This is a genomic window from Chromobacterium piscinae (genome assembly GCF_021129175.1).
Lineage (GTDB): Bacteria > Pseudomonadota > Gammaproteobacteria > Burkholderiales > Chromobacteriaceae > Chromobacterium > Chromobacterium piscinae.
Genome location: NZ_JAJOHV010000002.1, coordinates 29,338 through 48,225 on the forward strand (window position 1 = coordinate 29,338; position 18,888 = coordinate 48,225).

The window sequence follows — 18,888 nt, forward strand, 5'->3', positions numbered from 1 at the left end:
GCACCGTAAACAATCGTTTGCAAAACCGCTCAAGCCGCGCTTACCACCACGCCTCCAGCTGCACGCCGAAGGTATTGGCGTGGGTGCGGCCATTGGCGGCGAAGGTGGTCAGATTGGCCTGCGCCGCCGCGTTGTTCCAGTTGTAATGGCTGGCGTAAACCCGCAGTTCCGGCCGAGTCCAGAAGTCGGTATTGGGCGAGAACGCCACCGCTAGCGTCGCCTTGTTCAGCTGCTGCGCCGGCTGATCGTCGGCATTGCGCCGGGTCAGGCCGATCTCGGTCAGCAATTTGACGTTGGCCGCCACGCCGTAGGACAAGCGGCCGCCAAGGGTTGAATCGCGGTACTTGGCGGCGTTGTCCGGCGCCGTCGTCTGCCAGCCCAGCACCGCCTGGCCGCCAAAGCGTCCGCGCTGCCAGTCCACCACTTCGGCGACGCGGTTCTGCCGCGCGCCGGCCTGCGCCGCGCCGCTGCTGTCCAGATTGTAGAACTGGCCGGACAGCGAGGCGTGGCCGGTGGACGTTTGCAGAAACAGCGAATTGTTGACGCCCTGAGCCAGGAAATCCTTTTGATTGTGCAGCAGGCCCAGCGCCGCGCCGGGCTTGCCGATGGCGAAATCGCCTCCTATCGCCGCGCCAGTCAAGGTCAGCTTGCCGCCGGGGTTGGTCTCTATGCCGGTCAGCTGGAAGTTGGCGCGGCGCGCGTTGTTGGGGGTGGCATTGTTGTTGGCGTAGCTGCCGGACGAGGACACCGACAGGTTCAGCTTGGCCTTGCCGACAGCGATACCGTCCACGCCGGCGCCGTAGTTGTCGCCATCCTGCATCAGCCAGTTGTCCAGGATGTGGATGTCCTGGACGCGGTGGTAGCGCTGGCCGGCCCACAGCGTCAGGTTGGGCGCGAATTCCAGCCCGCTGATGTAGCCATAGACCTGCGAGGCGCTGGTCTTGCCGTTGTAGATGGTGGGCATAACATAAGCGCCCCAGCTGACGCCGTTGCCCAGCGTCCATTTCTTGCCGACGCCGAACTCGATATAGGTGTCGCCTTCGTTGCCCAGACGGTAGTGCTGCAGATCGCCGCCCAGCTGGTACTGGCCCTTGGGCAGATTGTCGCCGGCGCTGCCGTAGAAGCCGCTGCGCAGATAGCCGTCAAACTGGAAGCCCATGTCGTCCAGCGCCTTCTTCACCGCGCCGCTCAGTTGCTCGGCGCCAATCTGCGGCGCCGGCGCGGCGGCGGGCGCATCCTCCGCCCAGGCCGGCAGGCCATGCCCCAGCGGCAGCAGCACGCACAGCCAGCTTATCGTTTTCGTCCTCATTCTTGTCTCCTTATCCTTGTAGATGGTCGCGCGCCAGGCGCGGACAAAGCTCCGCCCTGCCGGCCTGGCGGCCGGCATGAAAGCGGTATTGGGTGCGGGGGCGGTTAAGAGACGCTTGGCGGCGCGGCCCGGTACAGCAGCGAATGCCAGGGCCTCAGCTGGCCGTCGACATGCGGCGGGTAGTTGGACAGCAGCAGTTCCAGCGTCCAGCCCTCCGGCACGGCGTCCGGCAGAGGCCGGTAATGGATGTTGTCGGCGCCGAAGTGGTTGATCACCAGCAGCATTTCGTCATCGCAACGGCGGGTGTAGACCCACAGGCTGGAGTGGTCCGGCGTCAGACAGCGGTAATCGCCGTCGGCGAACACCCGGTACTGCTTGCGCAGCTGGATCAAGCGCCGGTAGTGATGCAGCGCGGAATGCTTGTCGCCGATGGCGGCGGCGACATTGATCTCGGCCGCGGCCGCCGCCACGGCCAGCCACGGCTCGACCGCGCTGAAGCCGGCGTGCGGACCGTCGTCCCACTGCATCGGGGTGCGGGCGTTGTCGCGCGAGCGCTGGCGTATCACCGCCATCGCGTCGTCATCGGAGAAGCCCTCTTCCAGCAACTGCCGATAGGCGTTCAGGCTTTCCACGTCGCGCAGCTGGCCGATGTCGCCGAAGCCGGGATCAGCCATGGCTATCTCCTCGCCCTGGTAGATATAGGGCGTGCCCTGCAGCCCGTGCAGCGCGGTGGCCAGCATCTTGGCGGACTCGGTCCGATAGCGGCCATCGTCGCCGAAGCGCGACAAGGCGCGCGGCTGGTCGTGGTTGCACCAGAACAAGGCGTTCCAGCCACCGCCGGCGTGCATGCCGCTTTGCCAATCGGACAGGATGCGCTTGAGCGCGATGAAATCCACCGTCCCCGGCCGCCACTTCTCGCCGTCCGGGTAGTCCACCTTCAGATGGTGGAAGTTGAAGGTCATGCTCAGCTCGCCCCGCTCCGGCCGGCTGTAGGCGATGCAATGCTCCAGCGAGGTGGACGACATCTCGCCCACGGTCAGCAAGTCGTGGCCATCGAACACCTCGCGGTGCATCTGCTGCAGGTATTCATGCACGCGCGGGCCGTCGGTGTAGAAATGGCGGCCGTCGCTGTCGTCCTCGGAAAACGCCGGGTCCTTGGAGATCAGGTTGATCACATCCAGCCGGAAGCCGGCCACGCCCTTGTCGCGCCAGAAACGCATCATCTCGAACACCGCCTGGCGCAATGCCGGGCTTTCCCAGTTCAGATCGGCCTGGGTCTTGTCGAACAGATGCAGGTAATACTGGCCGCTGGCATCATCCTTCTCCCAAGCGTTGCCGCCGAATTTGGACTGCCAGTTATTGGGCGCGTCGCGCCAGATGTAGAAGTCGCGGTAGGGGTTGTCCCTGCCCTTCAAGGCCTCGCGGAACCAGGCGTGTTCAGTGGAGGTGTGGTTGACCACGATGTCCAGCATCACGCCGATGCCGCGCCGCTTGGCCTCCGCCAGCAGCAGCTCGAAATCCGCCATGCTGCCGTAGGCCGGATCGATGCTGTAATAGTCGCTGACGTCGTAGCCGTTGTCGTGCTGCGGCGAGCGATAGAACGGCGTCAGCCACAGGTAGTCCACCCCCAGCCAGGCCAGGTAATCCAGCCGGTCCACCACGCCCAACAGGTCGCCGGTGGCTTGGTTGCGATGGCTGCTGAAGCTCTTGGGGTAGATCTGGTACACCACCGCCTGTTTCATGTCCTTAAGCATGCTGCGCGGCCTCGTCTTGGGAAACCGCGGCCAGTTGGCGGCGCGCCAGCAGCCAGGTCAGGCCGAAGGGCAGGATCAAGGCCACCAGCGTGCCCACGAGGAACAGCGGGATGTGCTGCGGAATGATGGAGATGAAGGCCGGCAGGCCGCCCACGCCGATCGCCGACGCCTTGACGTGGCCCAGGCTGATCAGCACCGCAGCCGAGGCCGAGCCGGCCAGCGCCGCGTAAAACGGCAGCTTGTAGCGCAGATTGACGCCGAACATCGCCGGCTCGGTGATGCCGAAGAAGGCCGACACCGCCGAAGTGGACGCCATATTCTTGTCGTTGGCGTTCCTGGCCAGCCAGAACATCGCCAGCGCGGCGCTGCCCTGGGCGATATTGGACAGCGCGATCATCGGCCAGATGAAGGTGCCGCCCTGGCTGGCGATCAGCTGCAGGTCCACCGCGATGAACATGTGGTGCATGCCGGTCAGCACCAGCGGCGCGTACAGCGCGCCGAACAGCGCCGCGCCCAGCCACGGCGCCATGTTGAACACGTAAACCAGCGCGTCGGTGACGGCGATGCCCAGGTGGCGGGCCAGCGGGCCGATCACCGCCAGCGCCAGGAAGCCGCTGACCGCGATGGTGACGATGGGCACCACCAAGAGCTGCACCGCGTTGGGCACCCTGGGCTTCAGCCACAGCTCGACCCGGCACATCACCCAGGCAGCGGCCAGGATGGGCAGGATCTGGCCCTGGTAGCCCACCTTCTCGATATGCAGGCCGAACAGGTCGAAGTACGGCACTGACGCGCCATCCAGCCCGGCCGCGGCCTTGCCGTAGCTCCAGGCGTTGAGCAAGTCCGGATGCACCAGCAGCAGGCCCAGCACGATGCCGAGAATCTCGCTGCCGCCAAAGCGCTTGGCGGCCGACCAGCCCACCAGCGCCGGCAAAAACACGAAAGAGGTGTTGGCCATCATATTGATCAGCCCCCACAAGCCCGACAGGCCTGGATAGGCGTCCAGCAGGCTCTTGCCTTCGATGAACATGCCCTTGGCGCCCAACAGATTGTTGGCTCCCATCAGCAAGCCGGCGATGACGATGGCCGGCAGGATGGGCATGAACACGTCCGAGAACACCTTGACCAGCTGCTGCAGCCGACTCTGCTTGGCGTCGCCGCTGGCCTTGACGTCGGCGATGGTGGCACGCGCCACGCCGCCCTGCTTCACCATCTCGGCGTAGACGCGGTCCACGTCGCCGGCGCCGATGACGATCTGGAACACTCCGGCATTGCTGAAATGGCCCTTCACCAGCGCCACCTGGCGCAGCGCGTCCCCGTTCACCTTGGATTCGTCGAGCAATGAAATGCGCAGCCGGGTGAGGCAGTGCGCCGCCTGGCGGATATTGGCCGCGCCGCCGATGCTTTCCAGTATCTGCGCGGCGATCGCTTGGTAGTCGTGACTCATCGTCTCTCCCCTGTCCCTTGTCGCGGCGGTGGATTCGCTTCCGGCACAATGCCGGAAATCCGCCTGTTCGTGGCGATTGTCTGCATGACAATCAAGGGCAAATTAACTCGTACATACAAGATGGTCAACGCTCGTATGTACGAGTTTGCGAAAAGTCAAACCGACTGCCGCCATTTCGCAACAGAGGGAAAAGCAAAGGCCCAGGCGGATCACTCCGCGCCGGGCCGGTCTCATTCATCTGTTCTGCAATCAACGGTGGATCGTCCCTGCGGGGCATCCCCCTACAAAAGACCATCTGCGGTAAGCGCGGAATCTCGGCAAAGCCGGGGGTTCCGCCGAGTTGCAATTTCATGACTATATCAAGGGTACGTGGTAACCTTTTGGTCAAGAGGGATGCTACGCCGGCAAGCAGGCTTCACGCCCCTTACCTCCAACATTAGGCTGCACTCCCATGAGCATGTTTGCACATCAAGTAGAGCTCATTGAATCATCCGAAAACAGAGCGCTCTATCGATTTTCCCCTGATCTTCTACATGCACCAAATGCACGCGGGGTCGTAGAGGTTACACACCTTGATTGGACATATATGCTGATTGAAGCATCAAACGGAGAAGAGCTTGGGGCTGTATCATCAGACACCGGCTGTTTAAGACGCTTGGTCCCAAGAATCAAAGAATCCTACAACAGGGAAAAGAGTTGGCCTTTGAAATGTTGGTTCACCGCTTAGATAAGTTCTATGCAACTCTCACATTGCAATAAACCATACCGGCCTAACAATTTGCTTAAACCGACGACCAAAATTTACGCCTTTGGTTTCTCTCAGTCGCTACGTTCCTTCAGCGCAGCTTAGCTTAGTTCAAAAAATTAACCATACAAAATAACCACAGAGATTGCCATGCAATTAAAAATCTTTATTGCTCTCACGTTTTCGCTATTTACTCAGACAACGGTCGCAGGGGAAACAAGAGAGAAATTGATATTAGATCAATACCCAAGTGATACGCCATGGCAAGAGGTAACAAACAAATTCAATGGCGATCAATGGCTTCGTGAGCAAATACCCTCTGATCAAAAAATTGAAACGCATAAGGATATACTCACTGCGCAGTCCTTCCCCCAGCAAAAGACTACTGAACCTTCATCTTTCTTAAAGGGAATGTTTTCACGCGTGAGCGAAGCATGTGACCATGTAAGAGTTAATGGACCAAAGGAACAACAAGAAGGTGGGTACACAGTTGCTTACGCTCAAATCTATTGCGGCAAACAAAAAGGCGCAGACTTTGGCGTAAATATGTTTTTCAAAGCAATAAAGGGGAGTGACGCTCTTTACGTCGTCCAAAGAGAATTTCGTGTACCCCAATCAGAGATAAGTGGAGTGACAAGCTTCACTAAAGATCAAATGGAACAAATGCTGTCGCTAATAAAGGGACAGTCGGTTGCCAACGGCTACCTAGTCAAATCTGTCTATTTGTGCGGTGAATTATCAACCGACAAACGTTGCGAGACACATCAAGTTCATTGAGCTACCGCGCCACCCTGAATATCACAAAGCCCGTAGGATGGATGCCTCAGAGAGGCGATCCACCACTTTGTTGGTTGAAAGGTAGGTCGGCAGGTCCGCAAAATAGGGGGTAGACCACAATTTCCATCAATTCAGCCAGATGAAATTAAACGTGGCCTGCCCCTTCCCCACCCAAAGTCCGGTTACACAAACTCTGCACACCCTCGCCCTGAGGGAAAATGCTAGCGCCTCGCAATATCCGTAAAATAAAACTTGTCCAGCCGATGCCGCGACTCGGTGTATTCGAACAGCCGTCCGTCGTAAAGGTGGGTCAGGTTTTTGACCACGATCACGTGGTCCATGCCGTTCAGGTCCAGGTAGCGGCGGTCGTCGTCGCTGCAGGGCTGGGCTTCGATGATGCGCTGGGCGTAGCTGATGGTCAGCCCCAGATCCTGCTCGATGTAGCGGTAGATGGAGCCGGCGGCGATGTCCGCGTTCAGGCCCGGCACCAGGCCGGCGACGAAGTGGTTGATGTCCAGGATCACGTTCTCGCCGTCGATATTGCGCACCCGCTTGATCTTGACCATGGCGGTGCCCTCGGCCAGGCCGGTGGCCTGGGCCAGCGCCGCGTCGGCCGGCAGCTGCGCCAGCTCCGCCACCCGCGACACCACCTTGCGCCCCATGCGCTCGTTCATTTCCTGGAAGCTGACGATGCCGCTGAGCTGGAATTCGATATTGCCCGGCTTGAGCACGAACATGCCCTTGCCGTGGATTTTCTGCACATAGCCGCGCTCCTGCAGCATGTCCACCGCCTTGCGCACGGTGCCGCGGCTGGCGTCGTAGTGGTGCATCAGCTCGGACTCTGACGGGATGCGCTCGCCCTGGGCGTAGCGCCGGTTGTCGATGTCGGCGACGATGTCGGAATAGATTTGATGGTATTTGTTCACGTTGTTTGTCTTCTTGTGCTCGCGGCCCCTGCGCGGCGAGGCCCTACCTTAGCAAGCCGCGGCCGGCGCGGCAAACCGGCGCCGCGCTCAATCCCAATAGCCCGGCGCGGCGTAGGCGGCCTTCAAATGCTCGATGAAATGCCGCACCCTGGCCGGCAGCAGCTTGCGCTGCGGCACCACCGCGTACACCGGGTAATCCGGCGACGAGAAATCGTCGAGCACCGTCGCCAGCCGGCCTTCGGACAAATCGTCCTTCACCTCCCACAGCGAGCGCCAGGCCAGGCCCAGACCCTGCAGCGCCCAGTCGTGCAACACCGCGCCGTCGTTGCACTCCAGCGCGCCCGACACCTTCAGGTTCACCGGCTTGCCGTCCACCACGAAGCTCCAGCCGCGGCTCTGGCTTTCGCCCAGCGACAGGCACTGGTGATGCTGCAGATCCTCCAGCGTGCGCGGCGCGCCTTGAGCTGCCAGATAGGCCGGGGACGCCACCACCACCCGATGGTTTTCCGCCAGCCGGATCGCCACCAGGCCGGAGTCGGACAGATCGGAGATCCGGATCGCGCAGTCGACGCGGTCGCGCTGCAGGTCCACCAGCCGATCGGACAGGTCCAGCGTCACCTTCACTTCCGGGTGCAGGCGCTGAAAGGCGGCAAGATGGGGCGCCACGTGGCGGCGGCCGAAACCAGCCGGCGCGGACAAGCGCAGATGGCCGCGGGCCTTGCCGCTGCCGGACGCCGCCGCGGCCTCCGCCTCTGTCAGATCGGCCAGTATCCGCTGGCAGTCTTCATAAAACGCTTCGCCCTCCTGCGTCGGCGTGACGCTGCGGGTGGTGCGCGCCAACAGGCGCACGCCCAACCGCTCTTCCAACGCGTCCAGACGCCGCCCCACCATGGCCGGCACCACGCCCAATTGCCGCGCCGCGGCCGACAAGCTGCCCAGCCCCACCACGGCGACAAAGGTCTCCAGTTGCTTCAGCTCGCTCATTAGCTACCTAAAAGTAAAAAATGTTGTGCAATTCATGCCATTTCTTTTTACTTGGATGGCGAATAGACTGTCAAACATTGCATTGCAGCATCATCATGTCATCTTCTCTACACAGGAGCGCGCGCATGGCAGTCACCCTTCCGCAGGGCGTGGAAATCCTCGCCGACATCACCCCGGCCTACGCCGAAATCCTCACTCCCGAGGCGCTGGCCTTCGTCGCCAAGCTGCACCGCCGCTTCGAGCCGAGGCGACGCGAGCGCATCGCCGCCCGCGCGGCGCGCCAGGCGGAGCTGGACGCCGGCAAGCTGCCGGACTTCCTGCCGGAAACCGCCGCCGTGCGCGCCGGCGGCTGGAAAATCGCCCCGCTGCCGCAGGACCTGCTCGACCGCCGCGTGGAGATCACCGGCCCGGTGGAGCGCAAGATGATGATCAACGCGCTGAACTCCGGTGCCAAAAGCTTCATGGCCGACTTCGAGGACTCCAACTGCCCGAGCTGGGACAACCAGATCGCCGGCCAAATCAACGTCCGCGACGCCTACCGCAAGACCATTTCCTACGCGAGCCCCGAGGGCAAGCAGTACAAACTGAACGACACCATCGCCACCCTGCTGCTGCGCCCGCGCGGCTGGCACCTGATGGAAAAGCACGTCAAGGTGGACGGCGAGATCGTGTCCGGCAGCCTGTTCGACTTCGGCTTGTCGTTCTTCCACAACATCCGCTATCTGCGCGAAAACGGCAGCGCCACCTATTACTACCTGCCCAAGATGGAAAGCCATCTGGAAGCGCGCTTGTGGAATGATGTGTTCGTGTTCGCCCAAAACGAGCTGAGCATTCCGCAAGGCAGCATCAAGGCAACGGTGCTGATCGAAACCATCCTCGCCGCCTTCGAGATGGACGAAATCCTCTATGAGCTGCGCGAGCACTCCGCCGGCCTCAACGCCGGCCGCTGGGACTACATCTTCAGCTGCATCAAGAAGTTCAAGCAGAACCGCGACTTCTGTCTGGCCAACCGCGCGCTGATCACGATGACCGTGCCCTTCATGCGCGCCTACGCGTTGCTGCTGCTGAAAACCTGCCACCACCGCGACGCGCCGGCCATCGGCGGCATGGCGGCGCTGATTCCGATCAAGAACGACGCGGCCGCCAATGAAAAGGCGCTTGCCGGCGTCAAGGCCGACAAGGACCGCGACGCCACCGACGGCTACGACGGCGGCTGGGTGGCCCACCCGGGCCTGGTGCCGATCGCCGACGCGGCCTTCACCGCTGCGCTGGGAGACAGGCCGAACCAGATCGCCAAGCAGCGCCCGGACGTGCAGGTTTCCGCCGCCGACCTGCTGAACTTCCAGCCGGAAGCGCCGATCACCGAAGCGGGTCTCGCCATGAACATCAACGTCGGCATCCAGTACCTGGGTTCCTGGATTTCCGGCAATGGCTGCGTGCCCATCCACAATCTGATGGAAGACGCCGCCACCGCCGAAATCTCTCGCTCGCAGATCTGGCAGTGGATACGCTCGCCCAAGGGCGTGCTGGACGACGGCCGCAAGGTGACGGTTGAGCTGTTCCGCGAGCTGCAGGCCCGCGAAGTGGCCAAGCTGCAAGCCGAATACGGCGCGCGCTGGACCCGCCAGTATGAAGACGCGGCCAAGATGTTCGACCTCCTCACCACGTCGGACGACTTCGTCGAGTTCCTGACGCTGCCAGGCTACGAGTACATCGCCTGATTGGCTCTCCGGCGATCCGAACGGCCCCCTCCGGGGCCGTTTGGCATTTTTCCCCACGCTTGAGGCGTTCGCCGGCACGGAACCCGCGCTTGCCAAGCCGATCGAAGCGGAGTCTACTTCCATCACATTCAGCCAAGGAGCCGAAATGAGAAAAAACCGAATCAAGCCCATGCTGTTGTGTTTCATGCTGGCAGGCGCCGCGCCGCTGGCCTCAGCCGCCGACGGCGTGCAGCTCAATTTGTCGGCCAGCGCCCAGCGCGACGTGGCCAACGACCAGATCAGCGCCACCCTGTATGTGCAACAAAGCAACAACCAGGCCGCGGTGCTGGCCGATAGACTGAACAAGGCCACCGCCAACGGCATGGCCATCGGCCGCGGCTACAAGGACGTGCAGCTATCCAGCGGCAGCTACAGCACCTGGCCCAGCTACGACAAGAACGGCAAGATCACTGGCTGGCAAGGCCGTTCCGAGATCCAGCTGAAGAGCAAGGACTTCGCCCAGGCCGCCGAGCTGATCTCCAAGCTGCAGCAGACCATGCTGCTGGAGGGCGTGCAATTCGGCGTCTCCGACGAGGCCCGCCGCAAGGCCGAGCAAAGCATGATTCCCGAGGCCATCTCCAATCTGAAGAACCAAGCGGAAGTGGCTGCGCGCGCGCTGGGCAAGAACACGGTCAACATCCAGCAGCTGGACATCGGCCAGCAAAACCACGGTTTCCGGCCGCCTGTCATGATGATGAAGGCGGCGATGGCGGGGGCAGAGTCCAGCGTCAGCCAGCCCGACCTGCAGCCGGGCCAGACCCAGCTGCAACTGCAAGTCAGCGGCAAGGTTGAACTCAAGTAAGGCTTTCAGCCCCCGCCCGCTTGCGCTAAAGTAAGCACTGCGCTCGCCGGCCCCGTCTCGGGGCCGGCGTCATCTTCCGATCCCTCGCCATCGCTCCTAACATGAAACTGATCGCCTCTTTGACCAGCCCCTATGCCCGCAAGGTGCGCATCGTGCTGGCTGAAAAGAAAATCGACTGCCCGCTGGAGGAGGACGTGCCCTGGAACGCGGACACTCGCGTCACCGAGTACAACCCTCTGGGCAAGGTGCCGGTGCTTGAGCTGGACGACGGCTCCACCTTGTACGACTCCCGCGTGATCGTCGAATACCTGGAAAACAGCTCGCCGGTGTCGCGGCTGCTGCCGCAGGACAACCGACAAATCATTCTCACCCGCCGCTGGGAGGCGCTGGCCGACGGCATCATCGACGCGATGGTGGCCATCGTGCTGGAGCGCCGCCGCCCGCCGGAGAAGCAGATGGAGGAAGTGGTGGAGCGCCAGCGCGGCAAGATCCTGCGCGGGCTGGCGACGCTGTCGGAGGATCTGGGCGAAAAACCATGGTGCACCAGCCACGGCTACAGCTTGGCCGACATCGCCGTCGGCTGCTGCCTGGGTTACCTGGATTTCCGCGCGCCGGAAATCGACTGGCGCGCCGCCCACCCCAATCTGGACGGGCTGCTGCAGCGCCTGCATACCCGCCAGTCCTTCCAGGACACCGAGCCGCCGGCAGCCTGAACCTGGCCTGCGAAACGGAAAAACGCCACCGCCCGCGGTGGCGTTTCGCATTGTCGGCCGCTCAGATCAAGCCGGCGGCGATGTTGATCATCAAGGCCAGCACGGTGGCGTTGAAGAAAAAGGCCAGCACGCAGTGCACGGTGCCGGTGCGGCGCTGGCTGCCGTCGGTGAAGCTGACGTCGGCGGTCTGGCCCGAGGTGCCGATGATGAAGGCGAAATACAGGAAGTCCTCATAATCCGGCTGCCGGGTGCCGGGAAACTCCAACCCTCCCGGCAGGCCATGCGCCTCCCTGGCGTAGAAGCCGCGCGCGTAGTGCAGCGCGAACATCACATGGGTGAACGCCCACGACGACAGCAGCGTCAACACCGCCAGCGCGATATGAGCGGCGCGCGGCCAGCCATGCATGTCCTTCACCACCGCCAGCTCCATCACGATGGCCGAGAGACTGGCCGCCGCCGCCAGACACACCAGCAGCAACACCAGCCACTGCCCCTCGTCCTCCACCCTAGCCCAGTGCCGTATCGGCTTGCGCCCGGACCCAAACATCATCCAACCGACCAGCGCCAGGTACAGCCAGGCGCCGGCGTTCCAACCGACGATATAGCGCGTGATGTCGTGCATCGCCACGACATGCGACAAGACCGCGATCGCCAGCAGGCCGAACAACGCCGACCAGGCCAGCCTGGGCCGCGCCAGCACCATGCGCGCCAGAATGAAACGGCGAAGCAAGCTCGTCATCACTGAATACCCTCCCGTGTCGAATGCGCGCAACACGCGCGCCCCAGACTATTGGGCGGGCGCTGCCGCAGATTAAATTCATATTGCATAAAATATTTCTCTTTTCGATTCAGTTACAGCAGAATTCAGATTACAAGCACAAGAACCATTGGAGAGATCATGAGCTCGGCACTCGCCGCCCACCACCCACAGACCCCGCCCCATCCCGAACCGCAGCTGGAGCAGATCTGCCGGCGCCTGGCGCTGCACGACTTCTGCCTGCTGCCGGCGGAGCAAAGCCGTCCCCTACTGCAACGCTTCCCGGGCGCATTGGCTGACTGGACGGCCTTTCAGGACAGTTGGAACCATCTGCAGCAAGACAAGTTCATGGCGGATGGCGGGCGCTACCGCAAACGGCTGCACGCGACGCTCAGCGCCGAGCCGTCCGCGCGCCAGGCGCGCGCCGAAGCCCACCGTCCGCACTACCAAAGCAAACTGTACAACCCGCTCAACGGCGGCGTGCCTCGCCATTTCGAGCCGATACGCAACGAGATCCTGAACGGCCCCACCATGCAGGCCGCGCTGGGCCTGGGCTGCGCCGTCTTCGGCCAATTATCGCCGTACACGCCGTGGCACATCGAAGCGCACCAATTCCGCATCGAAACGCGGAACCGCCAGCCCGGCTGGCCCACGCCGGAAGGCGTCCACCGCGACGGCGTGCACTTCCTGATGATGATGATGGTCAAGCGCCACAATCTGGTGAACGGCGCCACCGAGTTATTCAACCAGGAAAAGCAGCCGCTCACCTCGTTCACTCTGACCAATCCGCTGGACATCGCGCTGGTCAACGACGAGCGCGTGCTGCACGGCGTCACCCCGATCAGCCAGCTGGACCCCTCCCGCGACGGCAGCCGCGACGTGCTGCTGATCAGCTTCCGCCGCCGCTGACCTTCTCCGGCCATCCAATCCTCGCCGGGAGCTAGGCGCGCCGGCGCGGCATCGGGATATTTGCCAGTCACGCCAAATGGTAATCTTCTTGGCCTATGCTGATGTAAACAATGGCGACGACAAGCCGGATGGAGTGGACCGTGATGAGAAGCATGCTGGCGCTGATGGCGGCCTGCTGGTTCGGCTGCGCGCCGGCGGCGGAGCTCCATGCCTATACCGAAGACGTTCCGCCGCTGAACTACCTGGACAACGGCAGCGTGAAGGGTTACTCCACCGAGGTGCTGCAGCTGGTGGCGCGCGAGGCAGGGCTGAATCTGACGATAGAGGTGCTGCCCTGGCTGCGCGCCTACGCCAAGGCTAGGGATACCCCGGGAGGCCTGCTCTATACCGTGGTGCGCACGCCGGAGCGCGAGGCCCAGTTCCAGTGGGTGGGCCCCATCGGCTCGCGCCGCATCTACATGTACCGCCTGGACAAGCGCGGCGACATCCGCGTCGACACCGCCAGCGACCTAGTGCGCTACCGCAACGGCGTGCTGGCCGGCTCCGCCTCCGCCAACCAGCTGCAAGCGCTGGGTCTGCAAAACGGCCAGAACCTGGACCTGGGCCAGAGCGACGCCATCAATCTAAAAAAACTGCTGTTGAAGCGGGTGGATCTGGTGGCCATGCTGGACTGGGCCATGGCCTGGCAGATGCGCCAGCAACGGCTGCCGGAAAAGAACGTTTCCCCCGCCTGGCTGCTGGACGGCAAGCTGCAGTACTGGTTCGCCCTGAATCCGCAGACGCCGCCGGAACAGACGGCCCGGCTGCAAGCCGCGCTGGAACGGGTGCGCGCCGACGGACGGCTGCAAGCCATCCGCCGCCGTTATCGCGACGACTGAGCTTCCAAAGCAAAACGCCCCGGCGGCCATCCGCTCGGGGCGTTGCTATCACGAAGCAGGACTTACTCGGCGCCCAGCGCCTTCAACAGCGCATCCGGCGACTCCGCCCCAGCCATCGCCTCCCGCAAGCGGTTGAACGCCTCGGCGGCTTTTTCAGGATGCTTGGCGAACGGCACCAGACCGTCATGGCTCCAGCCGGCGGCGGCCAGCGCCTGCTTGCGGAAATTCATGCCATCGTTCCCGCCTCCGCCCATCGCGACCAGCGCCTGCTCGATCAGCGTATGCGGCAGCGGCGTGCGGCTGAGGGTAACGAAATGCTTGCTTTGGATCTCATCGAAATGCATGGAAACCTTCCCCGGGGCATAGAGTTGTTTTATTAGTATTAGTCTCAACTCTGCCGATTTGCAGGCCGGAAATCGCAAAACCGGCGCAAACGCCGGCTTTCGGATCGCCGCTTCGCCTGCGAATCAGGAGGCGCGGGCCTTCAGCAACGTGTAAAGCTCGTCCTTCAGCTTCAGTTTTTCCTTCTTCAGCGTTTCTATCTCTTCATGCGTCGCCGACAGGATGCGCTCTTCCATATTCTTGATCTGCTGGTCCAGCTGATTATGCTTGTCGAACAGACGGGCGAAATGCGTGTCCTCGGTTTTCAGGCGGGTGATCAGTTCGCGGTATTCGGGAAACATCGGCATCTCCTTCACGGTGGGTGGGGCCGGCGCCGCCGGCCATGACTTCATGCTAACGCCCGTGCGCCCGGCTTCATTTGATCTGTCTCAGGCATTGCCGCATCGCTAAATCTGCGCTCCTTGTCATCCTTCCGGCATTTGCCGCGTTAAACCCGACAGCAAGCATGGTTAAAATCAGGACAAGCCCGACATGCCCGATACCCGTCTCCCGACACCGCCTCTCCCCTCCCCGCTGGCCGCGCTGCGGAAGCGGCTGGACTACACGCTGGAACTGCTGGGCATGCGCGGCAAGGGCTTGGCGCTGCTCGCCAGCATCGTCGCCATCCTCTGGCTGGCCTCCGGCGTCTACCGCGTGGAGCCGGACGAGCAGGGCGTGGTGCAGCGCTTCGGCCGCTGGACCGACACCACCTCCGCCGGCCTGCACTACCACCTGCCCTGGCCGGTGGAAACCATCCAGCTGCCCAAGGTCACCCAGATCAAGCAGCTGAAACTGGCCAATCTATATGAAAGCGGCCCGCCCGACGCCGCCGACCCGCGCGAAAAACAGATGCTCACCGGCGACGAGAACATCGTCGAGGCCGACTGCGCCGTATTCTGGCGCATCAAGGACGCCGGCCAATTCCTGTTCCGCGCCAACAAGCCGGAAGAAGCGCTGCGCATCACCGCCGAGGGCGCGCTGCGCGAGGTGGTCTCCCGCACGCCCATCCAGGCGGCGATGTCCAACCGCCGCCAACAAGTGGCCGAAGAAGCCCTCAGCCTGATCCAGCAACGGCTGGACGCCCAGCAGGCCGGCATCCTGATCACTCAGGTGCAGCTTCAGCGGGTGGACCCGCCGGCGGCGGTGATCGACGCCTTCAACGACGTGCAGCGCGCCCGCGCCGACCAGGAGCGCGCCCGCAACGAAGCCCAGGCCTACAGCAACGACATCCTGCCCAAGGCGCGCGGCGAGGCCGAGCGCATCCGCCAGGAGGCCGAGGCCTACCGCAGCCAGGTGGTGAACCTGGCCCAGGGCGAGGCTAAGCGCTTCGACTCGGTGTACCAGACCTACGCCCAGGCCAAGGATGTCACCGCATGGCGGCTGTATCTGGAAAGCATGGACGACATGCTGAAGAAAGCCAGCAAGGTGGTGATAGACGGCTCAGGCAAGAGCGGCGCCGGCGTGCTGCCGCTATTGCAACTGCAAGACAAGCCCAAGGCCGGCAAGGAGAACCGCTGATGGACAAGCAATGGCGCGGAATCGGCTGGGCGGCGGGCCTGGCGGCGCTCTGGCTGGCGCTGTCGGCCCAATATACGTTGAACGAGGGACAGAAGGCGCTGGTGGTGCGCCTGGGCGCGCCGGTCAACGTGGACGGCGAGCCGGGGCTGAAATTCAAGCTGCCGCTGGTGGACAGCGTGCAGTACTACGATACGCGGCTGCAGATGCTGGCCCCGCCGCCGGAGCAAGTGATCCTGGGCGACGAGAAGCGGCTGGAGGTGGAAACCTACACCCGCTACCGCATCGCCGACACCCTGCGCTTCTATCAGGCGCTGCGCACCGAGGAACAGGCCCGCGCCCAGCTGACGCAACTGGTCAGCACCTCGCTGCGGCGCGAGCTGGGCAAGGCGCCGCTGACCGATCTGCTGTCTCCCGGCCGCCGCGCCATCGTCGCCCGCATCCAGCAGGAGGTGGCGGAGCGCGCCCGTCCGCTGGGCCTGGAGGTGACCGAGGTGCAGCTGCACCGCGCCGACCTGCCGCTGGAGACCAGCCAGGCCATCTACGACCGGATGAAATCGGCCCGCCAGCAGGAGGCCAAGGAATTGCGCGCCCAGGGCGCGGAATGGGCGCAGCAGATCCAGGCCAAGGCCGAGCGAGACCGCACCGTGATCCTGTCCGAGGCGCAGCGGCAAAGCGCCATCATCCACGGCGAGGCCGACGCCGACGCCGGCCGCACCCTGGCCCAGGCCTTCAGCAAGGACCCGAAGTTCTACAAGTTCTACCGCTCGCTGCAGACCTATCGCCAGTCGCTGGCCGACTCCGCGCCGACCCTGGTGCTGTCGCCCGACTCCGCGCTGCTGCATGACCTGAAAACCGGCCCCGCGGGCGGCAAACCGTGAGCGGGGCCAATATGTCGCTGCAAGCCTCCACGCTGCGCCGGCTGCGCCACCTGCTGGCCGCGCTCGGCCCCGGCCTGGTTGTGATGCTGGCCGACACCGAAACCGGCAGCGTGATCGCCGCCGCCCAGAGCGGCGCGCACTGGGGCTACCGCATGCTGCCGTTGCTGTTCGTGCTGATCCCCTTCCTGTATCTGGCGCAGGAGCTGACGATACGGCTGGCGCTGGGCACCGGGCTCAGCTATGGCGAGCTGGTGCGCCGGCGCTGGGGCCGCCGCGCCGAGCTGGCCTCCGCCGCCGTGCTGCTGCTGAGCTGCCTGGGCGCGCTGGCGACCCAGCTGGCGGGTCTGGCCGGCATCGGCCAGCTGTTCGGCATCCCGGCCTGGCAGACAATAACCCTGCTGTGCGCGCTGATCCTGGCCATGGTGTGCAGCGGCAGCTACCGCTCGGTGGAGCGCATCGCCATCTGCCTGGGCGTATTCGAACTGGCCTTCCTAGCCGAAGCCTGGCTGGCCCACCCCGATCCGGGCCAGATCGCGGCGCAGCTGTCCAGCCTGCCGCTGGGCAGCCACGATTTCCTGCTGCTGGCCGCCGCCAATATCGGCACCTGCGTGATGCCGTGGACGCTCAGCTATCAGCAGTCGGCGATGCTGGACAAGGGGCTGACGCTGGACGACCTGAAGCCGGCGCGGATAGACACGCTGCTGGGCGCCGTGCTGTGCCAGATCATCACCGCCGGCATCCTGATCGCCGCCGCCGCGGCCTTCGGCAACGGCGCGGGCGGCCAGAGCCTGGACACCATCCCCGAGATCGCCGGCGGCTTCACCCGCCTGCTCGGCCCCACCGGCGGCCGCCTGCTGTTCGCGCTCGCGCTGGGCGGCGGCGCGCTGGTCGCCGCCATCGTGGTCTGCCTGACCAGCGCGTGGACGCTGGGCGAACTGGCCGGCCAGCGCGACTCGCTGGAAAAGCATCCGCTGGACGCGCCCTGGTTCTACGGCGGCTTCGCCGCGATGCTGGCCGGCGCCGGCGCGCTGGTGGCCTCCGGCGTCAATCTGGTCAAACTGTCCATCGCCACCTCGGTCGCCAACGCGCTCTTGCTGCCCGTGATGCTAGCCGGGTTGTACTGGCTGGCCTGCCGCGAGCTGCCCGCGCCGCTGGCGCCCAGCCGCCGCTACCGGATGGCGCTGGCGCCGCTGTTGCTGCTGCTCGCCGGCTTCAGCCTCTACGCCGGCATCGTCGGCAGCCTGGGCTGACGCTCCTCAAGGAATACGATATGGAACCCGACAGCCTCGCCCACTCGCTGAGCCTGACCTTCCAGGTCTCCTTTCTGGATCTGATCCTCAGCGGCGACAACGCGCTGGTGATCGCGCTGGCCTGCCGCGCGCTGCCGGACGCGCTGCGCCGCCGCGCCGTGCTGTGGGGCACCGGCCTCGCCATCATCTTGCGCGCGTTGCTGGCCGCAGCCGCCGGCGCGCTGCTACAGGTGCCGATGCTGAAGCTGGCGGGCGCGGTCGCCCTGCTGGTCATCGCCATCCAGCTGCTGCTGGGCGGCGATGAAGACGGCGGCGGCGGTGCGCTATCCGAAAAGGCCGGCCACAGCCAACAGTTGTGGAACGCGGTGATGCTGGTGGTGGGGGCCGATCTGGCGCTGAGCCTGGACAATGTGGTGGCGCTGGCCGCCGCGGCCCAGGGCAGCGTGTTGTTCCTGCTGCTGGGGCTGGCGCTCAGCGTGCCCTTGCTGATGTACGGCAGCCTGCTGCTGTCGCGCTTGATGGACGACTACCCGCTGCTGATCCCGGCCGGCGCCGCCGTGCTGGGCTGGCTGGCCGGCGGCCTGGCCGCCGGCGACGCGCTGTGGGGCGACTGGGTGGCCAGCCAGGCGCCGGCCCTGCTGGTCGTGGCGCCGCTTATGGGCGCGGGCTTCGTGCTGCTGCAAAGCCGCATCGTCCGTGAACAGCGGGCCAAGCTGCCCGCCGCGCCGCCCCCCCTGCCGCTGTTCGCTCCCCTGGCCCGCAAGCTGGCCAGCCTGGGCGATGCCGGCGCACGCGCCGCTCCGGAGGAAGCCACTCCGGCTTCGGTGCCTGTCGAGACGCTGGCCGCCCGCACCTTTGCCGCGCCCGCAGAAACCGCCATCGCGTCTGAAACGCTTTCACCCCCGATCCCTGGCCCGGCCGAGCCGCTACAAAACGGCGAACGGAACGACGCCCGCCTCAGCCTCGCGCTCAAGCTGCTGGTCGGCCTCGCCGCGGCGCTAGGCGCGCTGGTGCTGCTGTGGTTGGCCTGGCATCTGCTCAGCCAGGGCCTGCTGCCCGCGCCTCACCATCGCGCGCCGTCTCCCCACCCCTGATATCTG

18 protein-coding genes are annotated in these 18,888 nt (G+C 64.2%); 10 read left to right on the forward strand and 8 right to left on the reverse strand.

The genetic code is table 11. The features are described 5' to 3' along the window. Positions 1-40 precede the first annotated feature (40 nt). The 3 genes from LQR33_RS00265 to treP form a co-directional block, all read right to left on the reverse strand. Positions 41-1,309: a carbohydrate porin gene (locus LQR33_RS00265; protein WP_231466956.1), complete on the reverse strand. Its 1,269-nt coding sequence runs from the start codon at positions 1,307-1,309 to the stop codon at positions 41-43. A gap of 104 nt (positions 1,310-1,413) precedes the next feature. Continuing rightward, positions 1,414-3,063 (reverse strand): alpha,alpha-phosphotrehalase, encoded by a 1,650-nt coding sequence (gene treC / locus LQR33_RS00270; protein WP_231466958.1) that lies wholly within the window; start codon positions 3,061-3,063, stop codon positions 1,414-1,416. After that, positions 3,056-4,510, reverse strand: coding sequence for a PTS system trehalose-specific EIIBC component (gene treP, locus LQR33_RS00275; protein WP_231466960.1), 1,455 nt, complete (start codon positions 4,508-4,510; stop codon positions 3,056-3,058). The genes treC and treP overlap by 8 nt, the downstream gene beginning before the upstream one ends. Positions 4,511-5,405: 895 nt before the next feature. Between treP and LQR33_RS00280 the strand changes: the two genes are divergently transcribed. Then, positions 5,406-6,032 (forward strand): hypothetical protein, encoded by a 627-nt coding sequence (locus LQR33_RS00280; RefSeq protein WP_221663561.1) that lies wholly within the window; start codon positions 5,406-5,408, stop codon positions 6,030-6,032. Between the two features lie 221 nt (positions 6,033-6,253). On the opposite strand, the gene treR is transcribed toward LQR33_RS00280, so the two are convergent. Together treR and LQR33_RS00290 are read right to left on the reverse strand one after the other, a co-directional pair. Next, the gene (gene treR / locus LQR33_RS00285; RefSeq protein ID WP_076227860.1) at positions 6,254-6,958 is read right to left on the reverse strand and encodes a trehalose operon repressor; all 705 of its coding nucleotides are present in this window, start codon (positions 6,956-6,958) and stop codon (positions 6,254-6,256) included. Positions 6,959-7,045: 87 nt separating this feature from the next. Then, positions 7,046-7,942: a LysR family transcriptional regulator gene (locus LQR33_RS00290; RefSeq protein ID WP_231466962.1), complete on the reverse strand. Its 897-nt coding sequence runs from the start codon at positions 7,940-7,942 to the stop codon at positions 7,046-7,048. A gap of 125 nt (positions 7,943-8,067) precedes the next feature. Here LQR33_RS00290 and aceB point away from each other — a divergent pair, with 125 nt between their 5' ends. The 3 genes from aceB (at position 8,068) to LQR33_RS00305 (ending at position 11,217) form a co-directional block, all read left to right on the forward strand. Then, complete coding sequence (gene aceB / locus LQR33_RS00295; protein WP_231466964.1) at positions 8,068-9,663, forward strand: malate synthase A; 1,596 nt, start codon at positions 8,068-8,070, stop codon at positions 9,661-9,663. Between the two features lie 145 nt (positions 9,664-9,808). Further along, positions 9,809-10,504: an SIMPL domain-containing protein gene (locus LQR33_RS00300; RefSeq protein ID WP_221663558.1), complete on the forward strand. Its 696-nt coding sequence runs from the start codon at positions 9,809-9,811 to the stop codon at positions 10,502-10,504. Positions 10,505-10,605: 101 nt separating this feature from the next. Then, entirely contained in the window at positions 10,606-11,217 is a 612-nt protein-coding gene (locus tag LQR33_RS00305; RefSeq protein WP_166438032.1) for a glutathione S-transferase, read from the forward strand. 61 nt (positions 11,218-11,278) lie between these two features. Here LQR33_RS00305 and LQR33_RS00310 read toward each other — a convergent pair whose 3' ends face one another. Next, positions 11,279-11,956 (reverse strand): DUF1345 domain-containing protein, encoded by a 678-nt coding sequence (locus LQR33_RS00310; protein WP_231466966.1) that lies wholly within the window; start codon positions 11,954-11,956, stop codon positions 11,279-11,281. Between the two features lie 159 nt (positions 11,957-12,115). Between LQR33_RS00310 and LQR33_RS00315 the strand changes: the two genes are divergently transcribed. Both LQR33_RS00315 and LQR33_RS00320 read left to right on the forward strand, forming a co-directional pair. Then, the gene (locus tag LQR33_RS00315) at positions 12,116-12,883 is read left to right on the forward strand and encodes a 2OG-Fe dioxygenase family protein (protein WP_166438030.1); all 768 of its coding nucleotides are present in this window, start codon (positions 12,116-12,118) and stop codon (positions 12,881-12,883) included. Positions 12,884-13,026: 143 nt separating this feature from the next. Next, positions 13,027-13,761 carry a substrate-binding periplasmic protein gene (locus tag LQR33_RS00320; protein ID WP_231180030.1) on the forward strand — a complete coding sequence of 245 codons (735 nt, stop codon included), beginning with the start codon at positions 13,027-13,029 and terminating at the stop codon, positions 13,759-13,761. A gap of 62 nt (positions 13,762-13,823) precedes the next feature. Here LQR33_RS00320 and LQR33_RS00325 read toward each other — a convergent pair whose 3' ends face one another. Together LQR33_RS00325 and LQR33_RS00330 are read right to left on the reverse strand one after the other, a co-directional pair. Then, positions 13,824-14,105 (reverse strand): hypothetical protein, encoded by a 282-nt coding sequence (locus tag LQR33_RS00325; protein ID WP_021476552.1) that lies wholly within the window; start codon positions 14,103-14,105, stop codon positions 13,824-13,826. Positions 14,106-14,228: 123 nt separating this feature from the next. Next, positions 14,229-14,444, reverse strand: coding sequence for a YdcH family protein (locus LQR33_RS00330; RefSeq protein WP_021476553.1), 216 nt, complete (start codon positions 14,442-14,444; stop codon positions 14,229-14,231). A 190-nt stretch (positions 14,445-14,634) separates the two neighbouring features. Between LQR33_RS00330 and hflK the strand changes: the two genes are divergently transcribed. Genes hflK through LQR33_RS00350 form a run of 4 tightly spaced genes read left to right on the forward strand, consistent with a single transcriptional unit; the run spans position 14,635 to position 18,882 of the window. Next, positions 14,635-15,660 (forward strand): FtsH protease activity modulator HflK, encoded by a 1,026-nt coding sequence (gene hflK, locus LQR33_RS00335; RefSeq protein WP_221663555.1) that lies wholly within the window; start codon positions 14,635-14,637, stop codon positions 15,658-15,660. Continuing rightward, the gene (gene hflC / locus LQR33_RS00340) at positions 15,660-16,538 is read left to right on the forward strand and encodes a protease modulator HflC (RefSeq protein ID WP_166438028.1); all 879 of its coding nucleotides are present in this window, start codon (positions 15,660-15,662) and stop codon (positions 16,536-16,538) included. The genes hflK and hflC overlap by 1 nt, the downstream gene beginning before the upstream one ends. Then, positions 16,535-17,788 (forward strand): NRAMP family divalent metal transporter, encoded by a 1,254-nt coding sequence (locus LQR33_RS00345; RefSeq protein ID WP_231466968.1) that lies wholly within the window; start codon positions 16,535-16,537, stop codon positions 17,786-17,788. The genes hflC and LQR33_RS00345 overlap by 4 nt, the downstream gene beginning before the upstream one ends. Before the next feature lie 20 nt (positions 17,789-17,808). Next, on the forward strand, positions 17,809-18,882 hold the full coding sequence (locus LQR33_RS00350; RefSeq protein ID WP_231466970.1) for a YjbE family putative metal transport protein: 1,074 nt from the start codon (positions 17,809-17,811) through the stop codon (positions 18,880-18,882). The last annotated feature ends 6 nt before the right edge of the window (positions 18,883-18,888 follow it).